Here is a 25,389-nt window from a genome sequence, read left to right as displayed (position 1 = left end):
GGAATGGCAAGCAGGAGATCGACGTGACGGCGGGAGGCGGCGGCAAGACGGGCGGCAACAGGGTGGATTGGCGGGCGCTGTGGGCCAGCGGTGACCTGGCGCGTTTCTGCTTCATCAGCCTTGGCATCCTGCTGCACGCCACCAACGAGACGATGGTGGCGACGGTGATGCCGGCCATGGTCGGCGAACTGGCCGGCGTGCAGCTGGTCGGTTGGTCGCTGGCGATCTACGAGCTTGGCGCCATCGTCGCCGGCGCCGCCGCCGGACGCCTGGTAAGTTATGTGGCGCTGCGCACCAACATGATGGTTGCCGCCTTGCTCTATGCGACCGGCGCGCTGATCTGCGCCACCGCGCCCTCGATGCCGATTTTTCTCGCCGGGCGTCTGGTCGAGGGGCTGGGCGGCGGCGCGCTGGTGTCGCTGGCCTTCGTCTCGGTCGAGCGGCTGTTTCCGCGCAACATCTGGCCGCAGCTTTTCGGCATCATGTCGGCGATCTGGGGCGTCGCCGCCTTCAGCGGCCCGATGCTTGGCGCCATCATGGCCGAGCTTCTGTCGTGGCGCTGGGCATTCGGCATCTTCACGGTCGGCGGCACCGCCATGGCGCTGGCAAGCTTCATCGTGCTCGACACGCCGCAGGCGACCAGGCCGCAGGTGGAAAAGGGCAGGGCGCCGCCCTTCCCCTATGCCGCGCTCGGCTGCCTCGCCGTCAGCGTCGTGCTGATCGCCAGCGCCGGCGTCGATGTCGCCCTGCTGCGTTCCTCGCTGCTGCTGGGCCTCGGCCTGCTCGGCCTCGTGCTGTTCTTCCGCGTCGATGCGCGGAAGCCGCGCTCACGGCTGTTCCCGTCGCGGCTGTTCTCCTGGCGCACGCCGGTTGGCAGCGGCATGACCATGGTTGCGGCATTCTCCGTGGCGACCGTCTCCTTCGCCATCTATGGCCCGCTGTTGCTGACCACGCTGCACGGCATCCCGATCCTGACCACGGGCTACATCATCGCCGCCGAATCGATCGCCTGGTCGATCCTCTCGATCCTCATCGCCAATGCGCCGCTGGAGCGCGAGAGGCTGATCATCGTCGTCGGCGCGCTGATGATCGCAACCGGCCTCGCCGGCTTCGCCTATACCATCCCGGCAGGCTCGATCCCGCTGATCCTGCTTTGCGCCTTGCTGCAGGGCGGCGGCTTTGGCGTCTGCTGGCCATTCCTGACGCGCGTCATCGTCGCCTCGGCCAGCGGCGACGAGCAGACCATCGCCTCCGCCGCGGTGCCGACCATGCAGCGCATCGGCTATGCAGTGGGCGCGGCGCTCGCCGGCATCATCGCCAACGCCAGCGGCTTTTCCGAAGGGTTGAACCGCGACGCGGCGGCGAACGTCGCCAGTTGGCTGTTCCTCGCCTTCGTGCCGCTCGGCGTCGTCGGTTGCCTCGCGGCCATCAAGATCGCGATACCGACCGCGCGACCGCAGGAGGCGGCGGGCTGACCTCCCGGCCTGGAGTTGGCCCAGTGTCCGAGCAAAGTCGGGAATCGGATACCGTAGTCTCACAGAGACGGAAGAACGCTGCGGATGTGATCGGCGAAAGCCTCGACCGCCGGGGATCGTTCGGAGTCGGCAAAGGCGATCAGAATGCCAAGCCGGGGCAGCCTCGGAAGCGGCGCGCCCAGAATATGGAGGTCGGACGGCACCGCATCCTCGGTCATCACGCTTATTGCCAGACCTGACCGCGCAACGGCGATCAAGCCAGCAAGACTGTTGCTGGCATAGGATATTTTGTAGCGCAGTCCGGCGCGCGCCATCGCCTCGCAAGCCGCCTTGTGGTCGATGGCGTTCGACGCCGACAACGCCATCGGAACGATGTCGCCAAAATCGTAGTGGTCCAGCGCCGGCTTGCTGCCTACCCATACCAGCCGTTCCGTGCGCACATGCGCATCGTTTGCATTCGGGCTGGAGACCAGCGCCAGGTCGATCTGGCGCGCGTTGAGCAGCGTTCGCAATTCGACCGTCGGCGCCGAAACGACCTTGATTTCGACATCGGGGTAAACGGTGCCGAAGCCCTTCAGCAGCGCCGGAAAGAACGCGCTCAGATAATCTTCGGGACTGCCGAAGATGATCGAACCGTGCAGGCCCTTGTCGGAGAGCGCCGAGATCGCCTCGTCGTGGATTTTGAGGATGCGCTCGGCATAGGCCAGGAAGCGCTCACCGCTGCCGGTGAGCCGCACCCCGCTGCCGCTGCGATGAAACAGGCTCTGGCCGAGGGCTTCCTCGAGCCGCTGTATCTGCATGGTCACGGCCGATTGCGTGCGCCCGACCTGCACGGCCACCGCGCTGAGGGTCCCCGAATGGGCCGCGCGCACGAATGTCGCCAGCAGCTTGAGATCCAGTGGAGCCTGCATATCAAATCCATTGATATCCGAATGCAAACACTATCAATTTTACTGCATCAACCGCAACCGCTATTGGTCATGGTGAACACAATCGTGGAGCCGTGTGATGTCGAAGAACCTGGAGCGCGGGTTTTGGGATTCAGCCCGCAAGCATCTGATTCGCTATGGCGGCAGCTTCGAGCCGGCCATCATTGAGCGCGCCGCCGGCTCGTTCGTCTACGATGCCGACGACAGACCCATCCTCGACTTCACCTCCGGGCAGATGAGCGCGCTGCTCGGGCACGCCCACCCCAGGATCGTCTCGGCAGTCAGCCGGCAGGTGGAAAAGGCCGCGCATCTTTTCAGCGGTATGCTGTCCCGCCCGGTGGTGGAGCTTGCCGAACGCCTCGCGGCGCTGGCGCCCGGGCTCGACAGGGTTCTGTTGCTCTCGACCGGCGCCGAGTCCAACGAAGCAGCCATCCGGATGGCCAAACTGGTGACAGGCAGGCATGAGATCGTCGCCTTCTCGAAGAGCTGGCATGGAATGACCGGCGCCGCGGCATCGGCGACCTACAGCGCCGGCCGCAAGGGCTATGGACCGGCCGCGGTTGGATCCCTTGCAATCCCGGCGCCCAACAGTTTCCGGCCCCGCTTCAGGAATGCCGACGGCTCCCTGGACTGGCTGACCGAACTGAACGATGCGTTTGATCTGATCGACAGCCAGTCGACGGGAAGCCTGGCGGCCTTTGTCGCCGAGCCGATCCTGTCGAGCGGCGGCATATTGGAACTGCCGCCAGGCTATCTGGCGGCCCTGCAGCAAAAATGCCGAGAGCGCGGCATGCTGCTGATTCTCGACGAGGCGCAAACCGGTATCGGCCGCACCGGACATATGTTCGCTTTCCAGAGAGACGGCGTCACGCCGGATATCCTTACGCTTTCCAAGACGATCGGCGCCGGCCTTCCGCTATCGGCCGTCATGACGACGGCCGAGATCGAGGAAGAAGCGCATGAGAAAGGCTTCCTGTTCTACACCACGCATGTCTCCGACCCGCTGCCGGCGGCCGTCGGCCTCGCGGTCCTCGATGTGGTGGAAGACGAAAAGCTCGTCGACCGCGCCAGGCATCTGGGAGCGAAATTGCTCGACGGGCTATCGGGACTGAAGCAGCGCTACGAATGTGTCGGCGACGTGCGCGGCCGCGGCCTCCTGCTCGGGGTCGAGATCGTCAAGGACGGCAAGGTTCCCGATCACCAGCTTGGCGCAGCGATCGCGGCGGAAGCGTTCCGGCGCGGCCTCAGCATGAACATCGTCAAGCTTCCGGGGATGGGCGGCGTCTTCCGCATCGCCCCTCCCTTGACCATCTCCGAGGAGGAACTGGATCTCGGCCTGAGGATCATTTCAGAGTCGATCGAAGCCGGGCTTGCTGCGAATGCGGGCGTTGCGGGCATCGCCGCAGAATGAGGTTGCCGAGGCCAGCCGTCTCCGGCGGCGAAGCGTTCAGACAACGATGGTCTTCAGACGCTCGGCAATAAGGGCGGCGAGCCGAGCCGCCACCTCGTCCTTGCCCATCTCGGGCCATTCCTCGACGCCGCCCCTGGAGACGATCCGCACCTTGTTGCGGTCGCCGCCCATCACGCCCGACGGACCGATGCCGCTTTCGTGCGAGACGTCGTTGGCGACGATGAAGTCGGCGCCCTTCTTCCGGAGCTTGGCTTCGGCGTTGCTGATCAGATCCTGCGTCTCAGCGGCGAAGCCGACGACCAGTCTCGGACGCTGCCTGTGATGACCGACGCCGGCTAGGATGTCCGGGTTCTCGACCATCTGCAGCGAAGGCGGCCCCCCACCCGCCACCTTCTTGATCTTCTCGCCGGCTGCATTCGCCGTGCGCCAGTCGGCGACGGCGGCGACGAACACCGCGGCATCCGCCGGCAACAGGCTTTCGACCGCATCCTTCATTTCGGCCGCGGTCTGGACATGCGTGGTGATGACGCCGGCCGGATCGGCGATGTTGACTGGACCGGAGACCAGCCGCACATCGGCGCCCAGCCTGGCAAGTGCCGTCGCAATGGCATGACCCTGCTTGCCGGACGAGCGGTTGGCGATGTAGCGCACCGGGTCGATCGGCTCATGCGTCGGCCCCGAGGTGACGATGATCTTGCGGCCGGAAAGCGGCTTCGGCTGCTCGTCGAGCAGCGTCTCGATCGCGGCAGTGATCTCCAGCGGTTCCGCCATGCGGCCTTCGCCCGCCTCGTTGCTCTCGGCCATCTCGCCCCTGGCCGGGCCGACGAAGACAATGCCGTCCTTCTGGAGCGCCGCCCGGTTGCGGCGGGTCGCCGGATGCGACCACATTTTGGGGTTCATCGCCGGCGCCATCAGCACCTTCTTGTCGGTGGCGAGAAGCACCGTCGAGGCGAGATCGTTGGCATGGCCGTTGGCGAGCTTCGCCATCAAATCGGCGGTCGCCGGCGCCACCACCAGCAGGTCGGCCTCGCGCGACAGGCGGATATGGCCGACATCGTGCTCGTCATTGCGGTCGAACAGTTCGGTGAAGACATGGTCGGCCGAAAGCGCGCCGGCCGAAAGCGTGGTGACGAATTCCTGTGCCGCTGATGTCATCACCACCCGCACCGCGGCACCCCGCTCGCGCACCCGGCGGATCAAGTCGAGCGCCTTGTAGGCGGCGATGCCGCCGCCGATGATGAGCAGGATGCGCTTGCCGGAGAGGCTGCCTCGCAGGGCGGCCTTGCCTGATGTCGACGCGACTGGAGCTCCCGGGCGGTGTGCGCCTGCCAGTTCGTGCAGCGTCTTCTCGATCTGGTCGAGGCGGCCAGAGGGCCCGACTTGACCTTCGACCGAGGCCCGGAGCATCACCCGCGCCTGCTCCTCCATCGACCGATCGTTCTCCGCCGCGAGCCGGCGCAGCAGATCCTTGATCTCGTCGTCAAGATTGCGAATGGTGATGCTGGCCATGTGATTGCACTCTGCTTGGCATCGCTGATTGCAATGATAGCAATGCTATCAGGAGACGGCAAGCCAATCGCTAAGCGAGCTTCCACACGATATAGAGCAGCGTCAGCGCGATCACCCACAGGGCCACGCGGCCGGAGCGGGTATGGCGCGCCTCGGCCTTGCCGATCGCGCGCGCCGTCGCCTCGTCGAAGCGCAGCCCGTGCTCGGCCATCAGGTCGATCTCGCGCGACAGGCGCTCTGTACGGGCGGCGATATCGGGTGCCTGACGGGCCAGCGCCAACAGCGCCCTGGTGCCGTCGCGCGCATCGACCAGAAGGCCGCGCGGGCCGAGGTTGCCGGCGATCCAGTCGCCGACCACCGGCTCGGCCGTCTTCCACATGTTGAAGGCCGGATCGAGCGTGCGGGCGACGCCCTCGACCACCACCATCGTTTTTTGCAGCAGGATCAGCTCCGGCCGGGTCGCCATGTCGAACAGCTCGGTGACCTCGAATAGCAGCGTCAAAAGCTTGGCCATCGAGATGGTTTCGGCCGGCTGGCCGTGGATCGGCTCGCCGATGGCGCGGATCGCTTGCGCGAAGGCCGAGACATTGTGCTGGCGCGGCACATAGCCGGCCTCGAAATGCACCTCGGCGACACGCTGGTAGTCGCGCACGATGAAGCCGTAGAGAATTTCGGCCAGGAACCGGCGCTCCTTCTTGCCGAGCCGGCCGGCGATGCCGAGATCGACGGCGACGATGGTGCCGTTGGCCTCAACGAACAAATTGCCCGGATGCATGTCGGCATGGAAGAAGCCGTCCCGAAGCGTATGGCGCAGGAATGACTGGATGAGGTTGGTGGCGATCGCCTTGAGGTCGTGGCCGGCCTCCGCCAGCCCGGCAATATCGTTCATCTTGACGCCGTCGACCCATTCCATGGTCAAGACGTCGCGGCCGGTCCGCTCCCAGTCGACCGAAGGCACGCGGAAGCCCGGATCGTCCTTGGTGTTTTCGCCGAGCTCGGACAGCGCCGCCGCCTCGAGCCTGAGATCCATCTCGATCCTGGTGGTCTGCGCCAGCGTCTCGGTCACCTCGACCGGCCGCAGGCGGCGCGACGAGGGGATGTACTTCTCCTGGATGCGGGCAGCGAGGAAATAGCTTTCGAGGTCGTGGAAGAAACGGCGGCGCACGCCCGGCCGGATGACCTTCACCGCCACGCGGGAGGTGGCCCCTTCCTTCATGGTCTCGGCGCTGTGCACCTGAGCGATCGAGGCAGCGGCGACGGCGCCGTCGAAGCTGGCGTAGAGATCGCCGACCTTGCGCCCGAGCGAGGCCTCGATGGCGGCGATCGCCTCGGCCTGCGGGAACGTATGCATCTTGTCTTGGAGAAGAGCGAGGTCGAGCGCCATGTCATTGCCGACGACGTCGGGCCGTGTCGCCAGGAACTGGCCGAGCTTGACATAGGAGGGACCGAGCCGCACCACCGCCTTGGCCAGCCGGTCGCCGCGCTTGTAGGCCAGCGCGCGACGGCGGGTGAACAGGCGCGCCAGCCGCCAGCCGAATTTCGGCAGGCCGTCGAGCTCCTCGCCCGGCAAAGCCGAGACGACGCCCTCGCGGACCAGCACCCAGCCGGCCCGAGCGAGCCGAAAGGCGGCGCCGACGCTGCTCATCGCACGCTGCTCATGATCTGGCCAGCCTCAAGGAATTCTGCCTCAAAGCTTCCAGCCCGAATGCAGGGCGGCGATGCCGCCGGAATAGTTGCGGAAGGAGACCCGGTCGAAGCCCGCGCGCGAAATCATCGCTGCGAAATTCTGCTGGTTGGGGAACTTGCGGATCGATTCGACGAGATAGGAGTAGGGTTCGCCGTCGCCTGTGACGGCCTTGCCGATCCGGGGTATGGCGTTGAACGACCAGGCCTCGTAGACCTTGTCGAGCAGCGGCATCTCGACCTCGGAGAATTCGAGGCACAGCAAGCGTCCACCGCGTTTCAACACTCGATAGGCTTCGCCGAGCGCCACCTCGATACGCGGCACGTTGCGGATGCCGAAGGCGATCGTATAGGCGTCGAAAATGTTGTCGGCGAAGGGCAATTCCTCGGCATTGGCCTCGACGAAATCGGTGTTTTCGCTAAGGCCTTTCTTCTCGGCGCGGTCGCGGCCGACGTCGAGCATCGAGCCGTTGATGTCGAGCACCGTGGCATGCGCGTGGCGATCGCTCGCCTCGACGATGCGGAAGGCGACGTCGCCGGTGCCGCCGGCGACGTCGAGCACCTTCCAGCCCGGCCGTTTCGGCGGGTTGAGCCACGTCACCATGGCGTCCTTCCACAGCCGGTGCAGCCCGCCCGACATCAAATCGTTCATCAGGTCGTAGCGATTGGCGACCTTGTGGAAAACGTCGTTGACCAGCGACTGCTTGTCGCCTGCCCCTACCCGCTTGAAACCATAGGAGGTTTCCATACCGCCCGCGGCCGTGGTTCTCTCAACTGACATTATTTTGATCCGTCATAAAACCGGCGGGACCATAGCCGATCGATGGTGCGGGCGCTATTGTTTAAGGCGCGGTGTTCGGCCGCGCTTCCAGGTGGTGGGCTTATCGACCTGGACCGAACCGACGGGATGAATGAATGCCTTTGAAAGCGGAACTGCACTGCCACATCGAAGGGGCAGCGGCGCCCGAGCTCGTCATCAGCCAGGCTCGCAAATACGGCAAGGACACCGCGCCCTATATCAAGGACGGGTCCTTCGTCTGGCATGACTTCACCTCTTTCCTGGCAGCCTACGATTTCTCGTCCGATCTGTTTCGCACCGAGGAGGATTATGCGCGGCTGGCCGACCATTACCTGACCAGCCTTGCCCGCGACGGCGCCATCTATTCCGAGGTCTTCACCTCACCGGACCATGCCAAGAAGGCCGGCCTGTCGCCCAAGGCCTATACCGACGCGCTCGGCGAGGGCATGGCGCGCGCCAAGGCCAAGACCGGCATCGAAGGCCGCATGATCGTCACAGGCGTGCGCCATGTCGGCGTCGAATCGATCGAGCAGGCGGCGCGCTTCGCCGCCCGCTGCGGCCACCCGCTGGTGACCGGCTTCGGCGTCGCCGGCGACGAGCGGATCGGCGACTTCGAGGACTATGTCCGCGCCTTCGAGATCGCGCGCGAGGCGGGCCTCGGCATCACCATCCACGCCGGCGAGCTGATGGGCTGGGAGAGCGTCAAGGCGGCGCTCGACCACATCCGCCCCTCCCGCATCGGCCATGGCGTGCGCGCCATCGAGAACCCCGACCTTGTCCGGCGCATCGCCGACGAAGGCGTGGTGCTCGAATGCTGCCCGGGCTCTAACATCGCGCTCAAAGTGTTCGACAGTTTCGCCGACCATCCGTTTCCGGAATTGCTGGCGGCGGGCTGCAAGGTGACGCTCAACTCCGACGATCCGCCCTATTTCTGGACCTCGCTCAAGCGCGAATATGACATCGCCACCGAGCATTTCGGGATCAAGGACAAGGCGCTTGCCGCCATCACCAGGACGGCGATCGAGGCGGCCTTTGTCGACAGGAAGACGAAGACCGCGCTTCTCGCCCGGCTGAACGGCGCCGCGCGCTGACCCCTTTACAGGCAAATTTCCGGCAAAAACTGTGATCGGTGGCGGCCAAGCGGTTCCTTGCCCGCCGCATTGTCGCTAGGGTCTTTCGAATTGCCGGAATTCCAGGAGAGCACCATGCAGGGCGTCACCGTCGTCGACCACCCGCTTGTCCAGCACAAGCTGACCATCATGCGCAAGAAGGAGACCTCGACAGCCGGCTTCCGGCGGCTGCTGCGCGAGATCTCGCTGCTGCTGGGCTATGAGGTCACGCGCAATCTCGAGCTGACGACGACCGAGATCGAGACCCCGATCGAAACGATGGAGGCCCCGACGCTGGAGGGCAAGAAGCTGGTCTTCGCTTCGGTGCTGCGCGCCGGCAACGGCCTGCTCGAAGGCCTGCTTGACCTGGTGCCGGCGGCGCGCGTCGCCCATATCGGGCTCTACCGCGACCACGACACGCTGGAGGCGGTCGAATATTTCTTCAAGGCGCCGAGCGATCTCGCCGACCGTCTGGTGATCGTCGTCGATCCGATGCTCGCCACCGCCAATTCGGCGATCGCGGCGATCGACAAGCTGAAGGGGCGCGGCGCCACCAACATTCGCTTCCTGTGCCTGCTGGCGGCGCCCGAAGGCATCGAGCGCTTCACCAAGGCGCATCCGGACGTTCCCGTCTTCACCGCCTCCATCGACCGCCAGTTGAACGACAAGGGCTACATCATGCCCGGCCTCGGCGATGCCGGCGATCGCATGTACGGGACGAAGTGAGCGCGGGAATTTACCACTCGTTTACGCAAACCTTCGCTTTCGGCGCGCGTTAAAGCCGAGGACACCATGTCGGGGTTAAGGATCGGCCTTCACATAGGCCGGTCCCATGCTGCGCAAACTCCTCTTCCTTGGCGTCTTTGCCGGAACATCGGCATCGATACCGATCCTCTATCAGTCGAACCCGCGCATGTTCGACGGCCTGCTGAAACCGGCGGTCGCCTCCAAGCCTGCGACCGAAGCGCAGCCCGCCTTGGACCTTGCCTCGGTTCCCGACAAGCCGGTCGCGCCGCTGCCGCTCGGCCGCAAGGTGGTGGTCAACGCCGATGCGCGCGGACACTTCACCTCCGACTTCAAGCTCAACGGCCGCCAGGTCGACGGGCTGATCGACACCGGCGCGACGCTGGTCGCCATCAACACCTCGACGGCGCGCCGCGCCGGCATCTCGCTCAACCCCTCGGATTTCATCCACGAGGTCGACACTGCCAATGGTTCCATCAAGGCCGCGGTGGTGACGGTCGAACGCTTGCAGATCGGCAAGATCTCGGTCGACAACGTCCAGGCGGTGGTGATCGACGACCGGGCGTTGCAGACCAACCTGATCGGCATGAGCTTCCTGCAGCGGTTGCAGAGATACCAGGTCGAGAACGGCTCGCTGCTCTTGGTCCAGTAGAGCCGCCGGACAAGACTGTCAGCGTGGCAGGACGCGCCGGATGACCGTCTTTTCCGCCGCCGGCTTCGACGATCCGATCGTGTAGGCAGAAAGCACGGCCGCCGCAGCGGCCTCGGCATCCGCGGCGGTGCGCGCATGGACCAGCGCCAGCGGCTCGCCGGCCTGCACCTCGGCGCCGACCGGCGACAGCCTGGTGATGCCGACCGCGTGATCGATCCTGTCGTCGGGCCGTGTGCGCCCACCGCCAAGCCCGACCACGGCAAGCCCGATCTCGCGCGTCGCGATGCCGCTGACGAAGCCGTTTCCGGGTGCCGTCACGGCGCGTTCCACCGGCGCTTTCGGCAAATACTTCTCAGGTTTGTCGATGAAATCGGCGGGGCCGCCAAGCGCCGCCACCATGCGCTGGAAGACGGCTGCCGCGCGGCCGCCGGCCAGCGTCTCGGTGGCGCGCCGGATGCCGTCCTGGTTCGACGCCGCCAGTCCGGCCGATTGCAGCATCTCGGCGGCGAGCGCCAGCGTCACATCCTCCAGCCGCCGGTCGCGCAGGCGTCCGGTGAGGAAGTCGACCGCGTTGCGCACCTCGACGGCGTTGCCGGCGGCCGACGCCAGCGGCTCGTTCATGCCGGTGACCAGCGCTGACGTTTTCAGGCCCGCGCCGTTGGCGACCTCGACCAGGCTGCTGGCAAGTGCCGTCGCATCGCGCGACTTCTCCATGAAGGCGCCGTTGCCGACCTTGACGTCGAGCACGAGCGAACCGAGCCCGGCGGCGAGCTTCTTCGACAGGATCGAGGCGGTGATCAGCGGCACCGATTCCACCGTGCCCGTGACGTCGCGGATGGCGTAAAAGCGGCGGTCGGCCGGCGCCAGGTCGGCGGTCTGGCCGATGATGGCGCAGCCGGTCTCGAGCACCGTCTTGCGCAAGCGCGCCACGTCCGGCTGGCTTATGTAGCCGGGAATGGCATCCATCTTGTCCAGCGTGCCGCCGGTATGGCCAAGGCCGCGGCCGGAGATCATCGGTACATAGGCGCCGCAGGCGGCCACGATCGGCGCCAGCATCAGCGAGACATTGTCGCCGACGCCGCCCGTCGAATGCTTGTCGGTGACCGGGCCCGGCAGGTCGGACCAGTCGAGCACATCGCCGGAATCGCGCATGGCGATCGTCAATGCCACCGCTTCCTCGCGGCTCATGCCGTTGAAGAACACCGCCATGGCGAAGGCGCCGACCTGGCCTTCCGTGACCGTGCCGGCGGTCAGCCCCTGGACAAAGGCCGCGATCTCAGGCGCCGACAGCCTGTGGCCGTCGCGCTTGCGGCGGATGATTTCCTGCGGAAGCATCAGCTCTCCGGCAGCCCGTCGCGGAACAAGCGCTCGAGGATCGTCGCCAGCCGCGCGCCGCCGATGGGCGCCATGTCCTTGGTCTCCTGGTGCGAAAGCTCGGCTCCGGTCATCCCGGCGGCGAGGTTGGTGATGACCGAGCAGGCGGCGACGCGAAGTCCGAGGAAGCGGGCGAGGATGACCTCCGGCACCGTCGACATGCCGACGGCATTGGCGCCCATGATGCGCGCCATGCGGATCTCGGCCGGCGTCTCGAAGCAAGGTCCGGAGAACCACATGTAAACGCCCTTGTCGAGCTTGGTGCCGGTCGCCTTGGCGGCCTTTTCGATCGCCTTGCGCAGGCCGGCATCATAGGCCTCGGTGAGGCCGACGAAGCGGCGGTCGCTGGGTTCGCCGATCAGCGGGTTGGAGCCAGAGAAATTGATGTGGTCGGTGATCAGCATCACCGAGCCCGGCCCCATCTCCGGATCGACCGAGCCCGCGGCATTGGTGAGGATGAGCTGCGAAATGCCGATGCCGGCCAGCACCTCCAGCGCCGGGCGCATCGCCGCGGCATTGCCGTGCTCGTAGTAATGCGCGCGGCCGGACAGCATCAGCACCGGCGTGCCGGCGAAATTGCCGGCCACGACCTCGCCGGCGTGGCCGCTGACGCCGCTTCTCGGGAAGCCCGGCAGTTCGGCATAGGAAATGCGACTGGCATCCTCGACCTTGTCGACGAGGCCGCCAAGGCCCGAACCCAGCACCAGCGCCACCGTGGGCGCCAGCCCGTCCAGCCTTTCGACGAGATGATCGAGCGCCTTTTCCATCATTTCAGTATGTCGCCCCTGAAGCCGTAAGGCAGCATGTCGCCCATGGTCACGGTCTCGACCACGCCGCCATTGTCGCAAAGATAGAGTTTCGTCTCCGGCCGGCAGAACTCCGCCAGACGCTGCCGGCAGCCGCCGCAGGGCGAGCACTTGGCCATCCGCTCGGCAATCACCGCGATCTCGGTGATCGTGCCGCCGCCGCCCATGACGTAGTGCCCGAGCGCGGTGGTTTCGGCGCACCAGCCTTCCGGGTAGGAGGCCACCTCGACATTGGCGCCGGCGAAGACGCGCCCATCCTCGGTGCGCAATGCGGCGCCCACCGGGAATTTCGAATAGGGCGCATAGGCCTTGGCCATCGCAGCCTTGGCCGCCTCGAACAGATCATGCGACATTCGGTTGTTCTCTCCCACGATCTTGTCCAAAAGCCGGCCTTGTCCGCTGTCGCGTTCGCCTCAGCGTTCCTTGACATAGGGCACGCCGCCGGCGCGCGGCGGGATCGCCTTGCCGATGAAGCCGGCGAGCAGGATCACGGTGAGCACATAGGGCAGCGCCTGCATGAACTGCACCGGCACCTTGCCGATGATCGGCAGCGGCGTGCCTTGCAGGCGGATCGACAGCGCGTCTAGGAAGCCGAACAGCAGGCAGGCGAACATGGCGTTGACCGGCTTCCATTTGGCGAAGATCAGCGCGGCCAGGGCGATATAGCCCTTGCCGGCGGTCATGTCCTTCACGAAGCCGCCGTTCTGCACCATCGACAGATAGGCGCCGGCGACGCCGGTGAGGATGCCGGTGCAGATCAGCGCCCGGTAGCGCAGCCAGGCGACCGAGATGCCGGCCGTGTCGACGGCGGCCGGGTTCTCGCCGACGGCGCGCAACCTGAGGCCGAAGCGGGTGCGGTAGAGCACCCACCAGGCGAATGGCACCATCAGGAAGGCGAAATAGACCAGGATCGAGTGGCCCGAAATCAGTTCCGAATAGATCGGTCCGATGATCGGCACGTCGCGCATCGCGTCGGCGCCGGGCCAGGTGATCGCCTCGAAGCGCTCGCCCGGTGCCAGCGCCGGCGTGCGGCCGCCCTGCTGGAACCAGTGCTGGCCGAGCATGATGGTCGAGCCGGCGGCGATGAAATTGATCGCCACGCCCGACACGATCTGGTTGCCGCGATGGGTGATCGAGGCAAAACCGTGGATCAGGGCGAAAGCAACCGAGATCAGGATGGCGGTGCCGAGGCCGAGCAGGGCCGAATGCAGCACCGAGGCGGCGGCGGCGCCGCCGAAAGCGCCGACCAGCATCTTGCCTTCGAGCCCGATATCGAAGACGCCCGCGCGCTCGGAATAGAGGCCGGCGAGGCACGCCAGCAGCAGCGGCACCGAGAGGCGGATGGTCGAGTCGAGGATCTGCACAATGGCGATGAAGATATCCATCTCAGGCGCCCTTCCCCTTGACCGCTTCGATGCCGACCGTCTTCGGGCTGACCGAGGCGAACAGCGCCTGGATGTAAGGCCGGAACATGTGTTCGAGCGCGCCGGCGAACAGGATGACCAGGCCCTGGATGATGACGATCATGTCGCGCGAAATCGCCGGCATCTCGAAGGCGAGCTCGGCGCCGCCCTGGTAGAGCATGCCGAACAGGATCGCCGCCAGCACGATGCCGACCGGATGCAGACGTCCCATCAGCGCAACCGCGATGCCGACGAAGCCGGCGCCGGAGACGAAATCGAGCGCGACATTGTGCTGGTCGCCCATCGTCGGGTTGAGCGCCATCATGCCGGCCAGCGCGCCCGAGATCATCATGGCGATGATGACGATGCGCGTTTCCGAAATGCCGGCATAGCGCGCCGCCTTCGGGCTGTGGCCATAGGTGCGCATCTCGTAGCCCAGCCTGGTGCGCCAGATCAGCAGCCAGACCAGGAACGCCATCAGCAGCGCCAGCAGGAAGCAGACGTTGAGCGGCGCCGAGCGGATCTTGGCGCCGAACAGTTCGATGACCCAGTTGAGCTTCGGCAACTGCGCGCCGTCGAGGAAGGTGCGCGTCTGCGGCGCCATCGAGCCGGCCGGCTTCAGGAAGCCGACCAGTGCGTAGACCATGACGCTGGCGGCGATGAAGTTGAACATGATGGTAGTGATCACGATGTGCGAGCCGCGCCTGGCCTGAAGATAGGCCGGAATCAGCGCCCACAGCGCCCCCATCGCTGCGGAGGCGACGATCGCCAGCGGAAAGGTCAGCCACCAAGGCAGCACACTGTCGAAGGCCAGGCAGACGACGCCGATGCCGAGCCCGGCTATGTAGCCCTGGCCCTCGCCGCCGATGTTGAACAGGCCGCAATGCGCCGCGACCGCCACCGACAGCCCGCTGAAGATGAAGGTGGTGGCGTAGAAAAGCGTGAACGCGATGCCCGTCCCCTTGCCGAAGGCGCCCTGGACCAGGATGACCGCGGCGCGGAACGGATTTTCGCCCACCAGGACCACCACGAAGCCGGCGACGACGAAGGCGACGAACAGATTGATCACCGGGATCAGGCCGTAATCGGCCCAGGCCGGAAGCTTGGCGTAGGGCGTGCTCATTCCGCGGCCTCCCGCTGCTCGACACCGGCCATCAGCAGGCCGAGCTCGCCTTCGGTCGCCTCGGGGCCACGCTCGCCGACAATGCGGCCGGCGAACATCACCAGGATACGGTCGGAAAGCGAGCGGATCTCGTCGAGCTCGACCGACACCACCAGCACAGCCTTGCCCTGGTCGCGCATGGCGATCAGCCGCTTGTGGATGAATTCGATGGCGCCGACATCGACGCCGCGTGTCGGCTGGCCGACGATCAGCACGCCCGGATCCTGCTCCATCTCGCGCGCCAGCACGATCTTCTGCTGGTTGCCGCCGGAGAAATTGGCCGTCTTCAGCCGGCAGTCGGCGGGACGGATGTCGTATTTGGCGATCTTGTCCTTGGCGTCGTTGCGAATGGCCTCGATGTCGAGGAGCGGCCCCTTCAGATAGCGCTCGTCATCGTGATAGCCGAGGATCGAGTTCTCGTTCTCCTCGAAGGCCAGAACCAGGCCGACATGGTGGCGGTCCTCCGGCACGTGGGCCAGCCCACGGTCGCGCAATTCGCCAGGGTCGGCCTTGCCGGTGAGGTCGATCGGCTTGCCGTCGAGCATGACCGAGCCGGAGACGGCGTGGCGGATGCCGGAAATCGCCTCGAGCAGTTCGGACTGTCCGTTGCCGGCAACACCGGCGATGCCGACGATCTCGCCGGCGCGCAGGTCGAAGGAGATGTCGTCGACCATGGTGACGCCGCGGGAATCCTTCACCGTCAGGTTCTTGACCGCGAGCTTGACGGCGCCGGCTTCCGCTTCGCCCTTCTCGACCCTGAGCAGCACGCGACGCCCGACCATCAGCTCGGCCAGTTCCCCGACCGTTGTCTCCTTCGTCACCCTGGTCGCCACCATCGTGCCCTGGCGCATCACCGAGACCGTGTCGGTGATGGCCATGATCTCGCGCAGCTTGTGGGTGATCAGCACCACCGTCTTGCCCTGGTCCTTGAGCTGCTTGAGAATGCGGAACAGATGGTCGGCCTCGGCCGGCGTCAAGACGCCGGTCGGCTCGTCGAGGATCAGGATCTCGGCACCGCGATAGAGCGCCTTGAGGATTTCGACGCGCTGCTGCAGGCCGACGGGCAGTTCCTCGATGATCGCGTCGGGATCGACCTCCAGCCCGTATTCGCGCTCCAGCCGTTCCAACTCCGAACGCGCCTTGGCGATGCTGCGCTTCAGCAGGGCATCGCTCTCGGCGCCGAGGATGACATTTTCCAGCACCGAGAAATTGTCGACCAGCATGAAATGCTGGTGCACCATGCCGATGCCGAGCGCGATGGCGTCGTTGGGTGTCTTGATCGACGCCGCCTGACCGCCGACGCGGATCTCGCCGCTGTCGGCCTGGTAAAAGCCGTAGAGGATCGACATCAGCGTCGACTTGCCGGCGCCGTTCTCGCCGACAATGCCATGGATGGTGCCGCGCACGACTTCCAGATTGATGTCGCGGTTGGCGCGCACGGCGCCAAAACTCTTGTTGATGCCAATCAGCTCGATTGCGGCTTGCGCCATGCAGCCTGTCCCACTCAGTTTTTTTATCGCTTGGTCAAAACGCCTAGCATGCCGCCCCGCCCGTGCCAATTGGCCGGAGGGTTGTCCACTCTCGACAAATCCCCGCGCGCTTGTCAATTTCGAACGTGGCCGGGGCCTTCACATTCGCTAATATGGGGAACGCCGGACGCATCGCCCGCGAGCACCAACAGACCGGGGTTTTGAAATGACCATGCCTGCCGACCGGCTGACGACGCTAGAAATCCGCGCCGCAGAGCAGGAAAAGACCATCGAGGAACTGTCCGGCCAGATCGCCGAGCAGTGGAAGGTGATCGAGCGGATGGAACGCAAGCTCAGCGCGCTGACCGACCGCTTCCTTGCCCTGGAGGACCAGGCCGCGCCCGACGTGCCGGTCACCAAGCCGCCGCATTGGTGAGGAAGGGAGAAGCGTCATGGCCAGTGAAAGCGACCGCATCGCCCGCGCCGGCGACTATGTGTTCGGCCTGATGAACGACATCGAGCGCCGGCGCGCCGAACGCGACCTTGAAATCGACCCCGCCTTCCGCGACGCGGTGCTGCGCCTGGCCGAGCGCATGCGCGCCTTCGACCCCGAGCCGGCGGGAGGCGCACCGGACAACCGCTGGAAGCAGGTCACTCAGCACATCGCCGAACTGCCGCAGATGCGGCAGGCAGGCGTTGGTGTCGACGACGGCCGCAAGGAAAGGCCACCGGCGATCCGCAGGCTGGAGCGCCCGCCCTACGGCGTCGGCCTGCACGCCCTTGGCGGCCGGCGCCGATTTGTCATCGCCATGGCGCTGGTGGCCGCTTTTGCGCTTGGCTATCTCTCCGGCGCATGGTCGGCCGACGGCGCGCTTCTGCCCTGATCATTTATAGCCGGTTCTGGCCGATGCTATTAAAAGAAACCGCCGGGCTTTCACCCGGCGGTCCGCTTTGCTGAATACCAGAGCCGATCAATACGGGCAGGCGTTGTCCGACATGTAGTCGTGCACCTTGACGGTGCCGGCGATGATGTCGGCCTTGGCCTTCTCGACGGCCGTCTTCATGGCATCGTCGACGAGCGCCTTGTTGTTGTCGTCCATGGCGTAGTCGACGCCGCCTTCCTTGAGGCCGAGGTCGTTGATGCCGGCGGTGAACTTGTCGTTCTTGGCATCCATGAAGGTGTTGTAGACGGCGACGTCGACGCGCTTGACCATCGAGGTCAGCACCTTGCCGGGCTGCAGCCCGTTCTGGTTGGAATCGACGCCGATGCCGAGCTTGCCGGAATCGGCCGCTGCCTGCAGCACGCCGACGCCGGTGCCGCCGGCCGCCGCGTAGATCACGTCAGCGCCCTGGTCGATCTGCGTCTTGGCGATCTCGCCGCCCTTGGCCGGGTCGTTCCAGGCGGCGGGCGTGTCGCCCGTCATGTTCTGGATGACGTCGGTGGCGCCGGCCGACTTGGCGCCGCCGACATAGCCGCAGCCGAACTTGCGGATCAGCGGAATGTCCATGCCACCGATGAAGCCGACCTTCTTGGACTTCGAGGCCATCGCCGCCATCACGCCGACGAGGTAGGAGCCTTCCTGCTCCTTGTAGACGACGGAGCGGACGTTGGGCTTGTCGACGACCATGTCGATGATGGCGAACTTGGTGTCGGGGAATTCGGTGGCGATCTTGTCCAGTGCGTCCGCCCAGGAGAAGCCGGCCATCACGATCGGATTGCGGCCGTCCTCGGCGAAGCGGCGCAGCGCCTGCTCTCGTTGGGTGGCGTTGGAGACTTCGAATTCGACATAGGCGATGCCGGTCTCGGTCTTGAACTTCTCGGCGCCGTTATAGGATGCCTCGTTGAACGATTTGTCGAACTTGCCGCCGAGATCGTACAGGATCGCCGGCTGGATATCCGCGGCGAAAGCCGGAAGAACCATTGCGGTTGCGGCCAGAAGGCCAAGAACGATACGTTTCATGTGATCCACACCCTGTCGGTTATTTTTCCGTTACGCACCGCCTGCCAGCCCGGTTCTCCGGCGGGCAGACGACGTCTGGCAGGAAGTATGCTCCTCCCGCTCGCGGCCAATCTGGCACGGCCCGAAACAAAATTCACGTGGAATTTTGACCTTTTGGAAAAGCATGGCGCGGACAGGCGCCGCCGCGCATCATTCGGTTCGCCGGCCGGCTTGGGCGGCGGATGCACACCGCGGACGATCAGGTCGGGGCGAACGCACCGCCCCGCCGCTGCCGCCGGTAGCCGATGGCGTAGAACAGGAAGGCCACCACGGCGAACACCGCGAAGCCGGGCTGGGCCAGCACCCAGGCAATGACGCCATCCCACAGAAGCGGGCTCGCCTTTTCGCGCACGTAGCTTTCGAAGGCCGCGCGGGTGTCGGGCGATACTGCCAGCCAGCTTGTGTTGAGCGGCGTCACGACCAGGGCTGAGGCCGCCACCGAGCGCGTCGCGTCGATCACCGCCATGATGACGGAGACCGAAAGCGCGACCATCGCCGCCAGACGAAAGATGAAACGTAGCATCCAGGCTTCCTCCCCACGAAACCAGGCCCGTCACACAGACCCGTATTCGCACCCTCCCCGCATGAGAGATAGAACGCGCGCGCCCCGCCGGCAATCGCGACACGCGAATTTGAGGCTACGCCGCCGGCTTGCGTTTGCGCCGGTTGACGCGCCAGACCGCGAACACCCCGCCGGCGATGGCGCCGACCACCAGCCCGGCCAGGCCGATGAGCACGGCGAAATAACCGCAGGCGCCCTCGAAGCAGCTCATATCGGAGGCGTCCGCGATCAGCGAGCCCGCGGCAAACCCGGCGCAGGCGCCGATCGCGGCGCCAAGGATGATGCCGAGCAAGGCCGCCACCACCGAAACCAGCACCGGCGGGCTCTCGGTTTCCGGATTGGCGTAGACGGCATCGGCGCCGGCGCCGCGGCGCAGCAGATAGAGGCAAAGCACGCCGATGGCGATCTCGCCGCCGGTGAAGACAAGGCTGTTGGCCGAGAAGACGAAGTCGGGCGTGAGCAGCACATAGGCCTGCCGCGCCAGCAGCCAAAGGATGGTCGCAACCTGCCAGATGGTGAAATGGCGCGGGAAGCGCGCCGAGCGGTTGAAGGCGAGGCCGAGCAGGTAGAGCCCCCACAGGATGGTGACGATGCCCGCGACAAGACCGCCATAGATGAGGAAGGAGACGCTTCCCGGCAGGCTGGAATCGCCGATCAGCCGCCACGTCGACATCAGGCCGTAGACCGACATGGCCATGACGATGACGAGCCACGCCACGGGCATGTAGGACAGCCCGCTATCCGGCCGCGTCGCCGGCTCCTGATTGGTCGAAGTCATCTCCGGACTGTGCCCCCGCAAAGCCTTGCGTCCACAAGGACAGCGGACGGATGGCGAAGTCAAGCAACGACCGGCTGTGCCGCCCTGCCTGTGCACATCATTCGGCCACCGGGACACGCCAAAGCCACCGCGGGGAACCCTGGCGAACGAACGGTATGCGGCAAAGCTGACAAAGCGCCATTATGGCTTGGCATTCGCCGCGGGATCGACTAGATGAGCCCCGCGCCTGTTGCTTCGACGGCTTTGGGCGCCGGGATGGAGTGCCCGCCGGTTGAGGGCGCTCGAGGTGCGGATATACCGCGCGAAATTCCCAAGGGAGCGCATATCCCCAACCCGCGCGGCAAAACCGGCCGGCGCGCCATGCAAGGACGGAGAGGTGGCCGAGTGGTTGAAGGCGCACGCCTGGAAAGTGTGTTTACGGGAGACCGTAACGCGGGTTCGAATCCCGCTCTCTCCGCCAGATCTTATCGCGTAACAGATTGATTTAACAGACTATCTGTCATTGCCATTTGCATCCTTCCCAATGCGTTTTCAAACGAAACCGCAACCGAAGGAGGCTTGGAGGAGAACGATTTGCCGTGATGAAGGCCGAGCCGGTTTTGTTCAAGACGGACGGCGGCGCGTACCCTGTCTCACTTCGGGACTAAAGAGCTGGCACCTGTCTTGCTCTGAAGAGATTGCCGGTACTCCTCCACCGGTCCCGATCGGGTGGTCGGGTTGTCAATCTCGCCGGGCCATGGGCTTGGGGTTTTGTGCCCGGCGAGTTTTCTTTCGACGGTCCAACGATGGCGAAGCTCCGCCCAAAGACGCAGAACAACCGTCCGAACGCCGATCGCTTCGGCGACGACGGCCTGTACCTCTATAGCGCCTACGAAGCGGCGAAGGTTCGACAACGCTTGCAACAAGGTGGGATGAAGCGCATCCGGCTCGCCGCGATCGTCATGACCCTCATCGCCGCTGTGCTGCTGCTTGCGGCCAGGCTTGCTCTAGCTACCTCTTAAGTTCCATGCTCTTCCCAGGAGCGAGGGCGTGGGCAAGGTCCAGCGTCATCAAGGTGCCAATCAGGCTGACCGTTGGCGAAAGCGCACCGCCGCTACGGCTGGCTGAGTCCAGGCTCTTCGCCCAGTCGCTATCTGTGCCTGCTAGGCATCACGCGCCTTCCGGATGAAACAGCTGCGGACCGAGTGGAAATTCCCATTGCTCTGCGCCTTGTCGTTCGGCCGCTCATCGACCCCGCCTTGCGGCGATACCGCGTGAACCCCTATATGCCATCGCATTCCGCCCATCCCGCATCCGGTGACCTCATGAAGAAAATTGGCTTTCTGTCGTTCGGGCATTGGTCGCCGTCGCCGCAATCGGGGACGCGCTCGGCGTCCGATGCGCTGCTGCAGTCGATCGACCTTGCCGTCGCCGCCGAGGAGCTAGGCGCCGACGGCGCCTATTTCCGCGTCCACCACTTTGCCCGCCAGCTCGCTTCGCCCTTTCCGCTGCTGGCCGCCGCCGGCGCTAAGACAAAGCGCATCGAGCTCGGCACCGCGGTCATCGACATGCGCTACGAGAACCCGCTCTACATGGTCGAGGACGCTGGCGCCGCCGACCTGATCGCCGGCGGCCGGCTGCAGCTCGGCATCAGCCGCGGCTCGCCGGAGCAGGTGATCGATGGCTGGCGCTATTTCGGCTACGTTCCCGAGGAGGGCAAGAGCGATGCCGACATGGCCCGGCGCCATGCCGAGGTCTTCCTCGAAGTGCTGCGCGGCCATGGCTTTGCCCAGCCAAATCCGCGGCCGATGTTCCCCAATCCGCCCGGCCTGCTGCGCCTGGAACCTTTGTCCGAGGGCCTGCGCGACAGGATCTGGTGGGGCGCCGCCACCAACGCCACGGCGGAATGGGCGGCCAAGCTCGGCATGAACCTGCAGAGCTCGACGCTCAAATTCGACGAGGGCGGCCAGCCGCTGCATGTCCAGCAGGCCGAGCAGATCCGCGCCTTCCGCAAGGCATGGGCCGAGGCCGGCCACACGCGCGAGCCACGGGTCTCGGTGAGCCGCAGCATCTTCGCGCTGGTCAACGACATGGACCGCGCCTATTTCGGCGGCAGCGAGGGCGAGGATCATTTCGGCTATATCGAGCCCGAGAAGCGCGCTGTGTTCGGCCGCACCTATGCCGCTGAGCCGGACGTGCTCATCGAACAGCTGAAGGCGGACGAAGCCATCGCCGAAGCCGATACGCTGCTTCTCACCGTGCCCAACCAGCTCGGCGTCGCCTACAACGCGCATGTGATCGAGGCGATCCTCAAATTCGTTGCGCCGGCCCTCGGCTGGCGCTGAGGGATTCCGCTCCGTCCCAACGGCCCGATATTGTCGGGAACCATCGTTCGGCAGAGGGGTTCTTGTCGCAAGGACACCACCCTCGAAAGAACGGAAGGATAGACGATGCGGATGTTGACGATGATCGTCACGCTCTCGGCGCTCGCCCTGACGCTGCCGGTCTCGGCGCAGATCGCCGGGCCGCAGCAGAACCTGCCCCCGGCACAAGAGCCCCTGCCGGACCAGGCGGCGCCCGATCAGGATCTTTCCGGACAGGATTTCACCAATATCGCCCTGGTGGCGGTCGAGGACCTGCCAGCGGAAATCAAGGCGCAGGCGGAGGCTGTGATCACCGAAACCAGCGCCGAGGATCTCTTGAAACTGCAACGTTCCGTCGATGCCTCACCGCAGGCGTTGTCGGTCTTGCAGGCCAACGGGCTCAACTCCTCGCAGGTCGTCGCGGCCAACATCGATTATGACGGCACGCTGACGCTGATCATCCAGACCACGACATGACAGGCGCCCCGGGGAAAGGCGCCTGACTGGCGGTCCTCGGCCTCAAGACCGCAATCCGCGCGGAAAGCCGGATCGGCCTCGATCTCGCTCTATCCTCGATCAGCCGGCTCCGGTTCGAGGCGAACCGGAGCCGTTCCTGGCCATCGGCGCGCTGCTCGCCAGCGCCGTCAGTGCATGAACACGCCGCGCAGCCAGGCGAAGAAGCCGGATCCCGGGGAGTTCGCCGCGCGAACGCGGGAGGCCGCCCATCTGGCCGGCAGCGTCGCGCCGACATGGCAATGGCAGACGATCTCGTGCAGCTGCCAGTCGCTCAACTCGAAGAAGCGCCTGGCTTCGCCGTAACTGTCATCGCTCAGGCCCTGTGCGCGAAAAACCGGATCCTCGAAGGCGACCGTGATCGGCGATCCCGAAGCGCGCATCCTGTCGCGCAGGTCGGGAGCCGTGTATTCGGTGCCGGCGAGCGCGCCGAGGCGCCGGTCGGGATCCTGCTCCAGAAGTTGCGCCCAGCGTTCGAGGCGCTGGCCGCGGGTTGCGAAGAGATACGTCGCCTCGGCATGGACGTCGGCAACGGCATTGAGTTGGTCTACGGTTTGGTGTTTCACGGCCGCCTCCTGTTTCGGCAAATGACCCACCCCCGATGTGGAATTATGGCGCCGCCGGAGGCCGGCAAGACCCGGAACGGGCCGCGTCGTGAATCATTTTGGGGACGACGTGACCGCACGCCGCGACCGACGCTGAGGGCCACATCGCAACCACGTGCGAGCGCGGCCGTTCTGCTCGCATCACCCAAACGTCGAACCTGAACGAAGGTGCCTGGGAGCGGCGAGCGCGGGGACATCACACGACCATCATCGGCGCGCTGATCCTCACCGTGCTGACGACGCTGCTCACCATCCTGCAGATGCCCGAAGGCGGTTGCCGCATCCTGTTCGGCCTGATCGTGCTGTTCGTCACGACGGCCTATTTGAGGATCATCGAGGAGAGATAGGAAATGGCGGCAGGCTGTCGCCATCGAACTGGTAGGACCACCATTTCGCTGGCACCGGCCAGCCATTGGCGTATCATCCTTTTGGGTGAGGGTTCATGGCAGGAGGAGGCCAATGAACGTGGTGCCAAAAGTGCCGGCCATAGACCTGACGGCCGAAGAACTTGTTTCCTCTACGCTTTCAAGATTCCGCGCCGGCGACACCATATCGACCAGGGCGGCGATCGATGCCATCCGCCGCATCGGTCCGGCTTGCGACGACAGCGACGACCATCTGGTCGAACTGATCGTGATGGCGGCAATTGGTAAGACCATGGGCGTGGTGTTCGATCATCGGACCCACTAGGAACGCCTGCCCATAACTCTCGGCGCCCAGGAAGGTCGCGCCCAGTCGAGGTTCCGGGAACCCCACCGGAACCTTCTCGTTATCTCGTGTTCAACGAGGAACGCAGTCATGGCCGACGACAAGACCAAGACCGACAACCGCGACCGTTCGCAAGTGGCCGGCGACGAGGACTACGAGGTCAGGCATTTCGCCGAGGAGGCCGGCATCACGCCGGAACAGGCCCGCACGCTCATCAAGCGGCACGGCACCGACCGCAAGGTGCTGCACGAGATCGCCGAGAGCATCAAGGGTCTGTAGATCGAGGGCTTCCGCCGGAAGCTAGCTTCCCAGCGGATGCGGCATGTAGCCGACAAAGCCCGTTATCTTCCAGCGGCCGCCGACCTTCGAGCAGAAATAGAGCGTCTGCCACTTCAGCTTGTCGACGCTGCCGTCGGCCTTGGCAACAGAACCGTTGAACTTCTTGTGCAGCACGGCACGGTCACCGTCGACATCGATGTCGCGCATGTTGGTGACGCGGAACAGTGCCTCGCGCAGCGGCTCGGCGAATTTTGTGGCCGCCGTCTCCTTGGCCTGGCGCAACCATTCGTCGCGATAGGCAGCGAGCGTCGGAAACTGCAGCCGCCAGGCATCGGCGTCGTTGAGGAAATGCGCATGCATGCCGAAGAAGCTTTCGGCGACGAAATCGTCCTCGACCATCGACCAGTCCTGGCTGAGGAAGGCGTCGATGTCACGCCGCACAAGCATGTCCCACAACGCATGGCGATCGGCGTCGCCGGCCGGGAACGGGTTCTTGTCGAAGGTCATTCTCTTGCTCCTGCATTGCGATCGGCACGGCGGCGCAAGATGCTGATCCGGCTCCGGTAAAGCAACATCCTTCTGGAAAAATGTTGCGCTCCAACAAGGGCACTAGGAGGATCGCGCCAATAGGGGTAGAGGGTCGGCAACGGCGGGATCGCGACTGGTCGCGCCATGTCTGACCAGGAGGCCCTTCTTGCCCAAGCAGTGTTTTGGAACGTCCCATGTGCCGCTTTCGCCGGCCGTCCGCGCCGGCGATTTCGTCTATGTCTCGGGCCAGGTGCCGGTTGGCAGCGACGGCATGGTGGTCAAGGGCGGCATCGCCGAGCAGACCGAGCAGGTGCTTCAGAACATCAAGGCGGCGCTGGCGCTCGCCGGCTGCGTCATGGACGACGTCGTCAAGACGACCGTCTGGCTGGAGGACGCGCGCGACTTCGGCACCTTCAACACCGTCTATGCCAGGCATTTCCCGAAGGACCCGCCGGCCCGCACGACGGTGGAGTCGCGGCTGATGATCGACATCAAGATCGAGGTCGAGGCCGTCGCCTACCGGCCGCTCTGACATAGAGACCAGAACAA

General features: G+C 65.3%; 28 protein-coding genes, 1 tRNA gene and 1 pseudogene. 15 read left to right on the top strand and 15 right to left on the bottom strand.

Annotation, left to right across the window (positions count from 1 at the left end; all coding sequences use genetic code 11):
• The first annotated feature begins 23 nt into the window (after positions 1 to 23).
• Positions 24 to 1,475, top strand: coding sequence for an MFS transporter (locus JG743_RS09020; protein ID WP_202299661.1), 1,452 nt, complete (start codon positions 24 to 26; stop codon positions 1,473 to 1,475).
• A 59-nt stretch (positions 1,476 to 1,534) separates the two neighbouring features.
• On the opposite strand, the gene JG743_RS09015 is transcribed toward JG743_RS09020, so the two are convergent.
• Positions 1,535 to 2,386, bottom strand: coding sequence for a LysR family transcriptional regulator (locus JG743_RS09015; RefSeq protein ID WP_202299659.1), 852 nt, complete (start codon positions 2,384 to 2,386; stop codon positions 1,535 to 1,537).
• 97 nt (positions 2,387 to 2,483) lie between these two features.
• On the opposite strand from JG743_RS09015, the gene JG743_RS09010 reads away from it, so the two are divergent.
• Complete coding sequence (locus JG743_RS09010; RefSeq protein ID WP_202299656.1) at positions 2,484 to 3,815, top strand: aspartate aminotransferase family protein; 1,332 nt, start codon at positions 2,484 to 2,486, stop codon at positions 3,813 to 3,815.
• A 36-nt stretch (positions 3,816 to 3,851) separates the two neighbouring features.
• On the opposite strand, the gene coaBC is transcribed toward JG743_RS09010, so the two are convergent.
• The 3 genes from coaBC to ubiE all read right to left on the bottom strand — a co-directional run bounded on the left by coaBC (position 3,852) and on the right by ubiE (position 7,788).
• A complete protein-coding gene (gene coaBC / locus JG743_RS09005; protein ID WP_202299654.1) occupies positions 3,852 to 5,324 on the bottom strand; it encodes a bifunctional phosphopantothenoylcysteine decarboxylase/phosphopantothenate--cysteine ligase CoaBC in 1,473 nt (490 codons plus the stop codon).
• A 70-nt stretch (positions 5,325 to 5,394) separates the two neighbouring features.
• Positions 5,395 to 6,969, bottom strand: coding sequence for a 2-polyprenylphenol 6-hydroxylase (ubiB, locus tag JG743_RS09000; RefSeq protein ID WP_202299643.1), 1,575 nt, complete (start codon positions 6,967 to 6,969; stop codon positions 5,395 to 5,397).
• 42 nt (positions 6,970 to 7,011) lie between these two features.
• Positions 7,012 to 7,788, bottom strand: coding sequence for a bifunctional demethylmenaquinone methyltransferase/2-methoxy-6-polyprenyl-1,4-benzoquinol methylase UbiE (gene ubiE, locus JG743_RS08995; RefSeq protein ID WP_202299626.1), 777 nt, complete (start codon positions 7,786 to 7,788; stop codon positions 7,012 to 7,014).
• A gap of 134 nt (positions 7,789 to 7,922) precedes the next feature.
• On the opposite strand from ubiE, the gene JG743_RS08990 reads away from it, so the two are divergent.
• The 3 genes from JG743_RS08990 to JG743_RS08980 all read left to right on the top strand — a co-directional run bounded on the left by JG743_RS08990 (position 7,923) and on the right by JG743_RS08980 (position 10,311).
• Positions 7,923 to 8,897: an adenosine deaminase gene (locus JG743_RS08990; protein ID WP_202299623.1), complete on the top strand. Its 975-nt coding sequence runs from the start codon at positions 7,923 to 7,925 to the stop codon at positions 8,895 to 8,897.
• Between the two features lie 114 nt (positions 8,898 to 9,011).
• A complete protein-coding gene (gene upp, locus JG743_RS08985; protein WP_126058358.1) occupies positions 9,012 to 9,641 on the top strand; it encodes a uracil phosphoribosyltransferase in 630 nt (209 codons plus the stop codon).
• A gap of 106 nt (positions 9,642 to 9,747) precedes the next feature.
• The gene (locus tag JG743_RS08980; protein ID WP_202299620.1) at positions 9,748 to 10,311 is read left to right on the top strand and encodes a TIGR02281 family clan AA aspartic protease; all 564 of its coding nucleotides are present in this window, start codon (positions 9,748 to 9,750) and stop codon (positions 10,309 to 10,311) included.
• Positions 10,312 to 10,329: 18 nt separating this feature from the next.
• Here the strand turns inward: JG743_RS08980 and deoA are convergent, their stop codons facing one another.
• Genes deoA through JG743_RS08950 form a run of 6 tightly spaced genes read right to left on the bottom strand, consistent with a single transcriptional unit; the run spans position 10,330 to position 16,546 of the window.
• Positions 10,330 to 11,646, bottom strand: a complete 1,317-nt coding sequence (gene deoA / locus JG743_RS08975) for a thymidine phosphorylase (RefSeq protein WP_202299617.1) — start codon at positions 11,644 to 11,646, stop codon at positions 10,330 to 10,332.
• Positions 11,646 to 12,455, bottom strand: a complete 810-nt coding sequence (locus tag JG743_RS08970; protein WP_202299613.1) for a purine-nucleoside phosphorylase — start codon at positions 12,453 to 12,455, stop codon at positions 11,646 to 11,648. Before JG743_RS08970 ends, deoA begins: the two co-directional genes overlap by 1 nt.
• Positions 12,452 to 12,844 (bottom strand): cytidine deaminase, encoded by a 393-nt coding sequence (cdd, locus tag JG743_RS08965; RefSeq protein ID WP_202299610.1) that lies wholly within the window; start codon positions 12,842 to 12,844, stop codon positions 12,452 to 12,454. The genes JG743_RS08970 and cdd overlap by 4 nt, the downstream gene beginning before the upstream one ends.
• A 60-nt stretch (positions 12,845 to 12,904) precedes the next feature.
• Entirely contained in the window at positions 12,905 to 13,876 is a 972-nt protein-coding gene (locus tag JG743_RS08960; protein WP_202299606.1) for an ABC transporter permease, read from the bottom strand.
• A gap of 1 nt (position 13,877) precedes the next feature.
• Positions 13,878 to 15,017, bottom strand: a complete 1,140-nt coding sequence (locus JG743_RS08955; RefSeq protein ID WP_202299603.1) for an ABC transporter permease — start codon at positions 15,015 to 15,017, stop codon at positions 13,878 to 13,880.
• A complete protein-coding gene (locus JG743_RS08950) occupies positions 15,014 to 16,546 on the bottom strand; it encodes an ABC transporter ATP-binding protein (protein WP_202299601.1) in 1,533 nt (510 codons plus the stop codon). Before JG743_RS08950 ends, JG743_RS08955 begins: the two co-directional genes overlap by 4 nt.
• Positions 16,547 to 16,751: 205 nt before the next feature.
• Here JG743_RS08950 and JG743_RS08945 point away from each other — a divergent pair, with 205 nt between their 5' ends.
• Together JG743_RS08945 and JG743_RS08940 are read left to right on the top strand one after the other, a co-directional pair.
• Entirely contained in the window at positions 16,752 to 16,961 is a 210-nt protein-coding gene (locus JG743_RS08945; RefSeq protein WP_202299599.1) for a SlyX family protein, read from the top strand.
• 16 nt (positions 16,962 to 16,977) lie between these two features.
• Complete coding sequence (locus JG743_RS08940) at positions 16,978 to 17,409, top strand: hypothetical protein (protein WP_202299596.1); 432 nt, start codon at positions 16,978 to 16,980, stop codon at positions 17,407 to 17,409.
• 87 nt (positions 17,410 to 17,496) lie between these two features.
• Here the strand turns inward: JG743_RS08940 and JG743_RS08935 are convergent, their stop codons facing one another.
• The 3 genes from JG743_RS08935 to JG743_RS08925 all read right to left on the bottom strand — a co-directional run bounded on the left by JG743_RS08935 (position 17,497) and on the right by JG743_RS08925 (position 19,865).
• Positions 17,497 to 18,486, bottom strand: a complete 990-nt coding sequence (locus JG743_RS08935) for a BMP family lipoprotein (RefSeq protein WP_202299594.1) — start codon at positions 18,484 to 18,486, stop codon at positions 17,497 to 17,499.
• 238 nt (positions 18,487 to 18,724) lie between these two features.
• Entirely contained in the window at positions 18,725 to 19,048 is a 324-nt protein-coding gene (locus tag JG743_RS08930; RefSeq protein ID WP_202299592.1) for a hypothetical protein, read from the bottom strand.
• A gap of 115 nt (positions 19,049 to 19,163) precedes the next feature.
• Positions 19,164 to 19,865, bottom strand: a complete 702-nt coding sequence (locus JG743_RS08925; protein ID WP_202299590.1) for a hypothetical protein — start codon at positions 19,863 to 19,865, stop codon at positions 19,164 to 19,166.
• 370 nt (positions 19,866 to 20,235) lie between these two features.
• Here JG743_RS08925 and JG743_RS08920 point away from each other — a divergent pair.
• The 4 genes from JG743_RS08920 (at position 20,236) to JG743_RS08905 (ending at position 22,684) form a co-directional block, all read left to right on the top strand.
• Positions 20,236 to 20,325, top strand: a tRNA-Ser gene (locus JG743_RS08920).
• Positions 20,326 to 20,650: 325 nt separating this feature from the next.
• Complete coding sequence (locus JG743_RS08915; protein WP_202299579.1) at positions 20,651 to 20,866, top strand: hypothetical protein; 216 nt, start codon at positions 20,651 to 20,653, stop codon at positions 20,864 to 20,866.
• A gap of 303 nt (positions 20,867 to 21,169) precedes the next feature.
• The gene (locus JG743_RS08910) at positions 21,170 to 22,189 is read left to right on the top strand and encodes an LLM class flavin-dependent oxidoreductase (protein ID WP_202299577.1); all 1,020 of its coding nucleotides are present in this window, start codon (positions 21,170 to 21,172) and stop codon (positions 22,187 to 22,189) included.
• A gap of 105 nt (positions 22,190 to 22,294) precedes the next feature.
• Positions 22,295 to 22,684 (top strand): hypothetical protein, encoded by a 390-nt coding sequence (locus JG743_RS08905; RefSeq protein WP_202299575.1) that lies wholly within the window; start codon positions 22,295 to 22,297, stop codon positions 22,682 to 22,684.
• A gap of 167 nt (positions 22,685 to 22,851) precedes the next feature.
• Here the strand turns inward: JG743_RS08905 and JG743_RS08900 are convergent, their stop codons facing one another.
• A complete protein-coding gene (locus tag JG743_RS08900; protein WP_202299573.1) occupies positions 22,852 to 23,286 on the bottom strand; it encodes a hypothetical protein in 435 nt (144 codons plus the stop codon).
• 230 nt (positions 23,287 to 23,516) lie between these two features.
• Between JG743_RS08900 and JG743_RS08895 the strand changes: the two are divergent.
• From JG743_RS08895 to JG743_RS08885, 3 genes and pseudogenes are all read left to right on the top strand, one after another.
• Positions 23,517 to 23,672: pseudogene (locus JG743_RS08895) on the top strand (ABC transporter permease); the annotation flags it as partial.
• 112 nt (positions 23,673 to 23,784) lie between these two features.
• On the top strand, positions 23,785 to 24,015 hold the full coding sequence (locus JG743_RS08890) for a hypothetical protein (RefSeq protein WP_202299571.1): 231 nt from the start codon (positions 23,785 to 23,787) through the stop codon (positions 24,013 to 24,015).
• A gap of 108 nt (positions 24,016 to 24,123) precedes the next feature.
• Positions 24,124 to 24,312, top strand: a complete 189-nt coding sequence (locus JG743_RS08885; RefSeq protein WP_202299569.1) for a DUF3606 domain-containing protein — start codon at positions 24,124 to 24,126, stop codon at positions 24,310 to 24,312.
• Between the two features lie 21 nt (positions 24,313 to 24,333).
• Here JG743_RS08885 and JG743_RS08880 read toward each other — a convergent pair whose 3' ends face one another.
• Positions 24,334 to 24,819: a hypothetical protein gene (locus JG743_RS08880; protein ID WP_202299567.1), complete on the bottom strand. Its 486-nt coding sequence runs from the start codon at positions 24,817 to 24,819 to the stop codon at positions 24,334 to 24,336.
• A gap of 187 nt (positions 24,820 to 25,006) precedes the next feature.
• Between JG743_RS08880 and JG743_RS08875 the strand changes: the two genes are divergently transcribed.
• The gene (locus JG743_RS08875) at positions 25,007 to 25,372 is read left to right on the top strand and encodes a RidA family protein (protein ID WP_202299565.1); all 366 of its coding nucleotides are present in this window, start codon (positions 25,007 to 25,009) and stop codon (positions 25,370 to 25,372) included.
• The last annotated feature ends 17 nt before the right edge of the window (positions 25,373 to 25,389 follow it).

The sequence above is a fragment of the Mesorhizobium sp. 131-2-1 genome (assembly GCF_016756535.1).
Lineage (GTDB): Bacteria > Pseudomonadota > Alphaproteobacteria > Rhizobiales > Rhizobiaceae > Mesorhizobium.
Note: the sequence above shows the minus strand (reverse complement) of the source record. Positions and strands in the feature narration are given on the sequence as shown.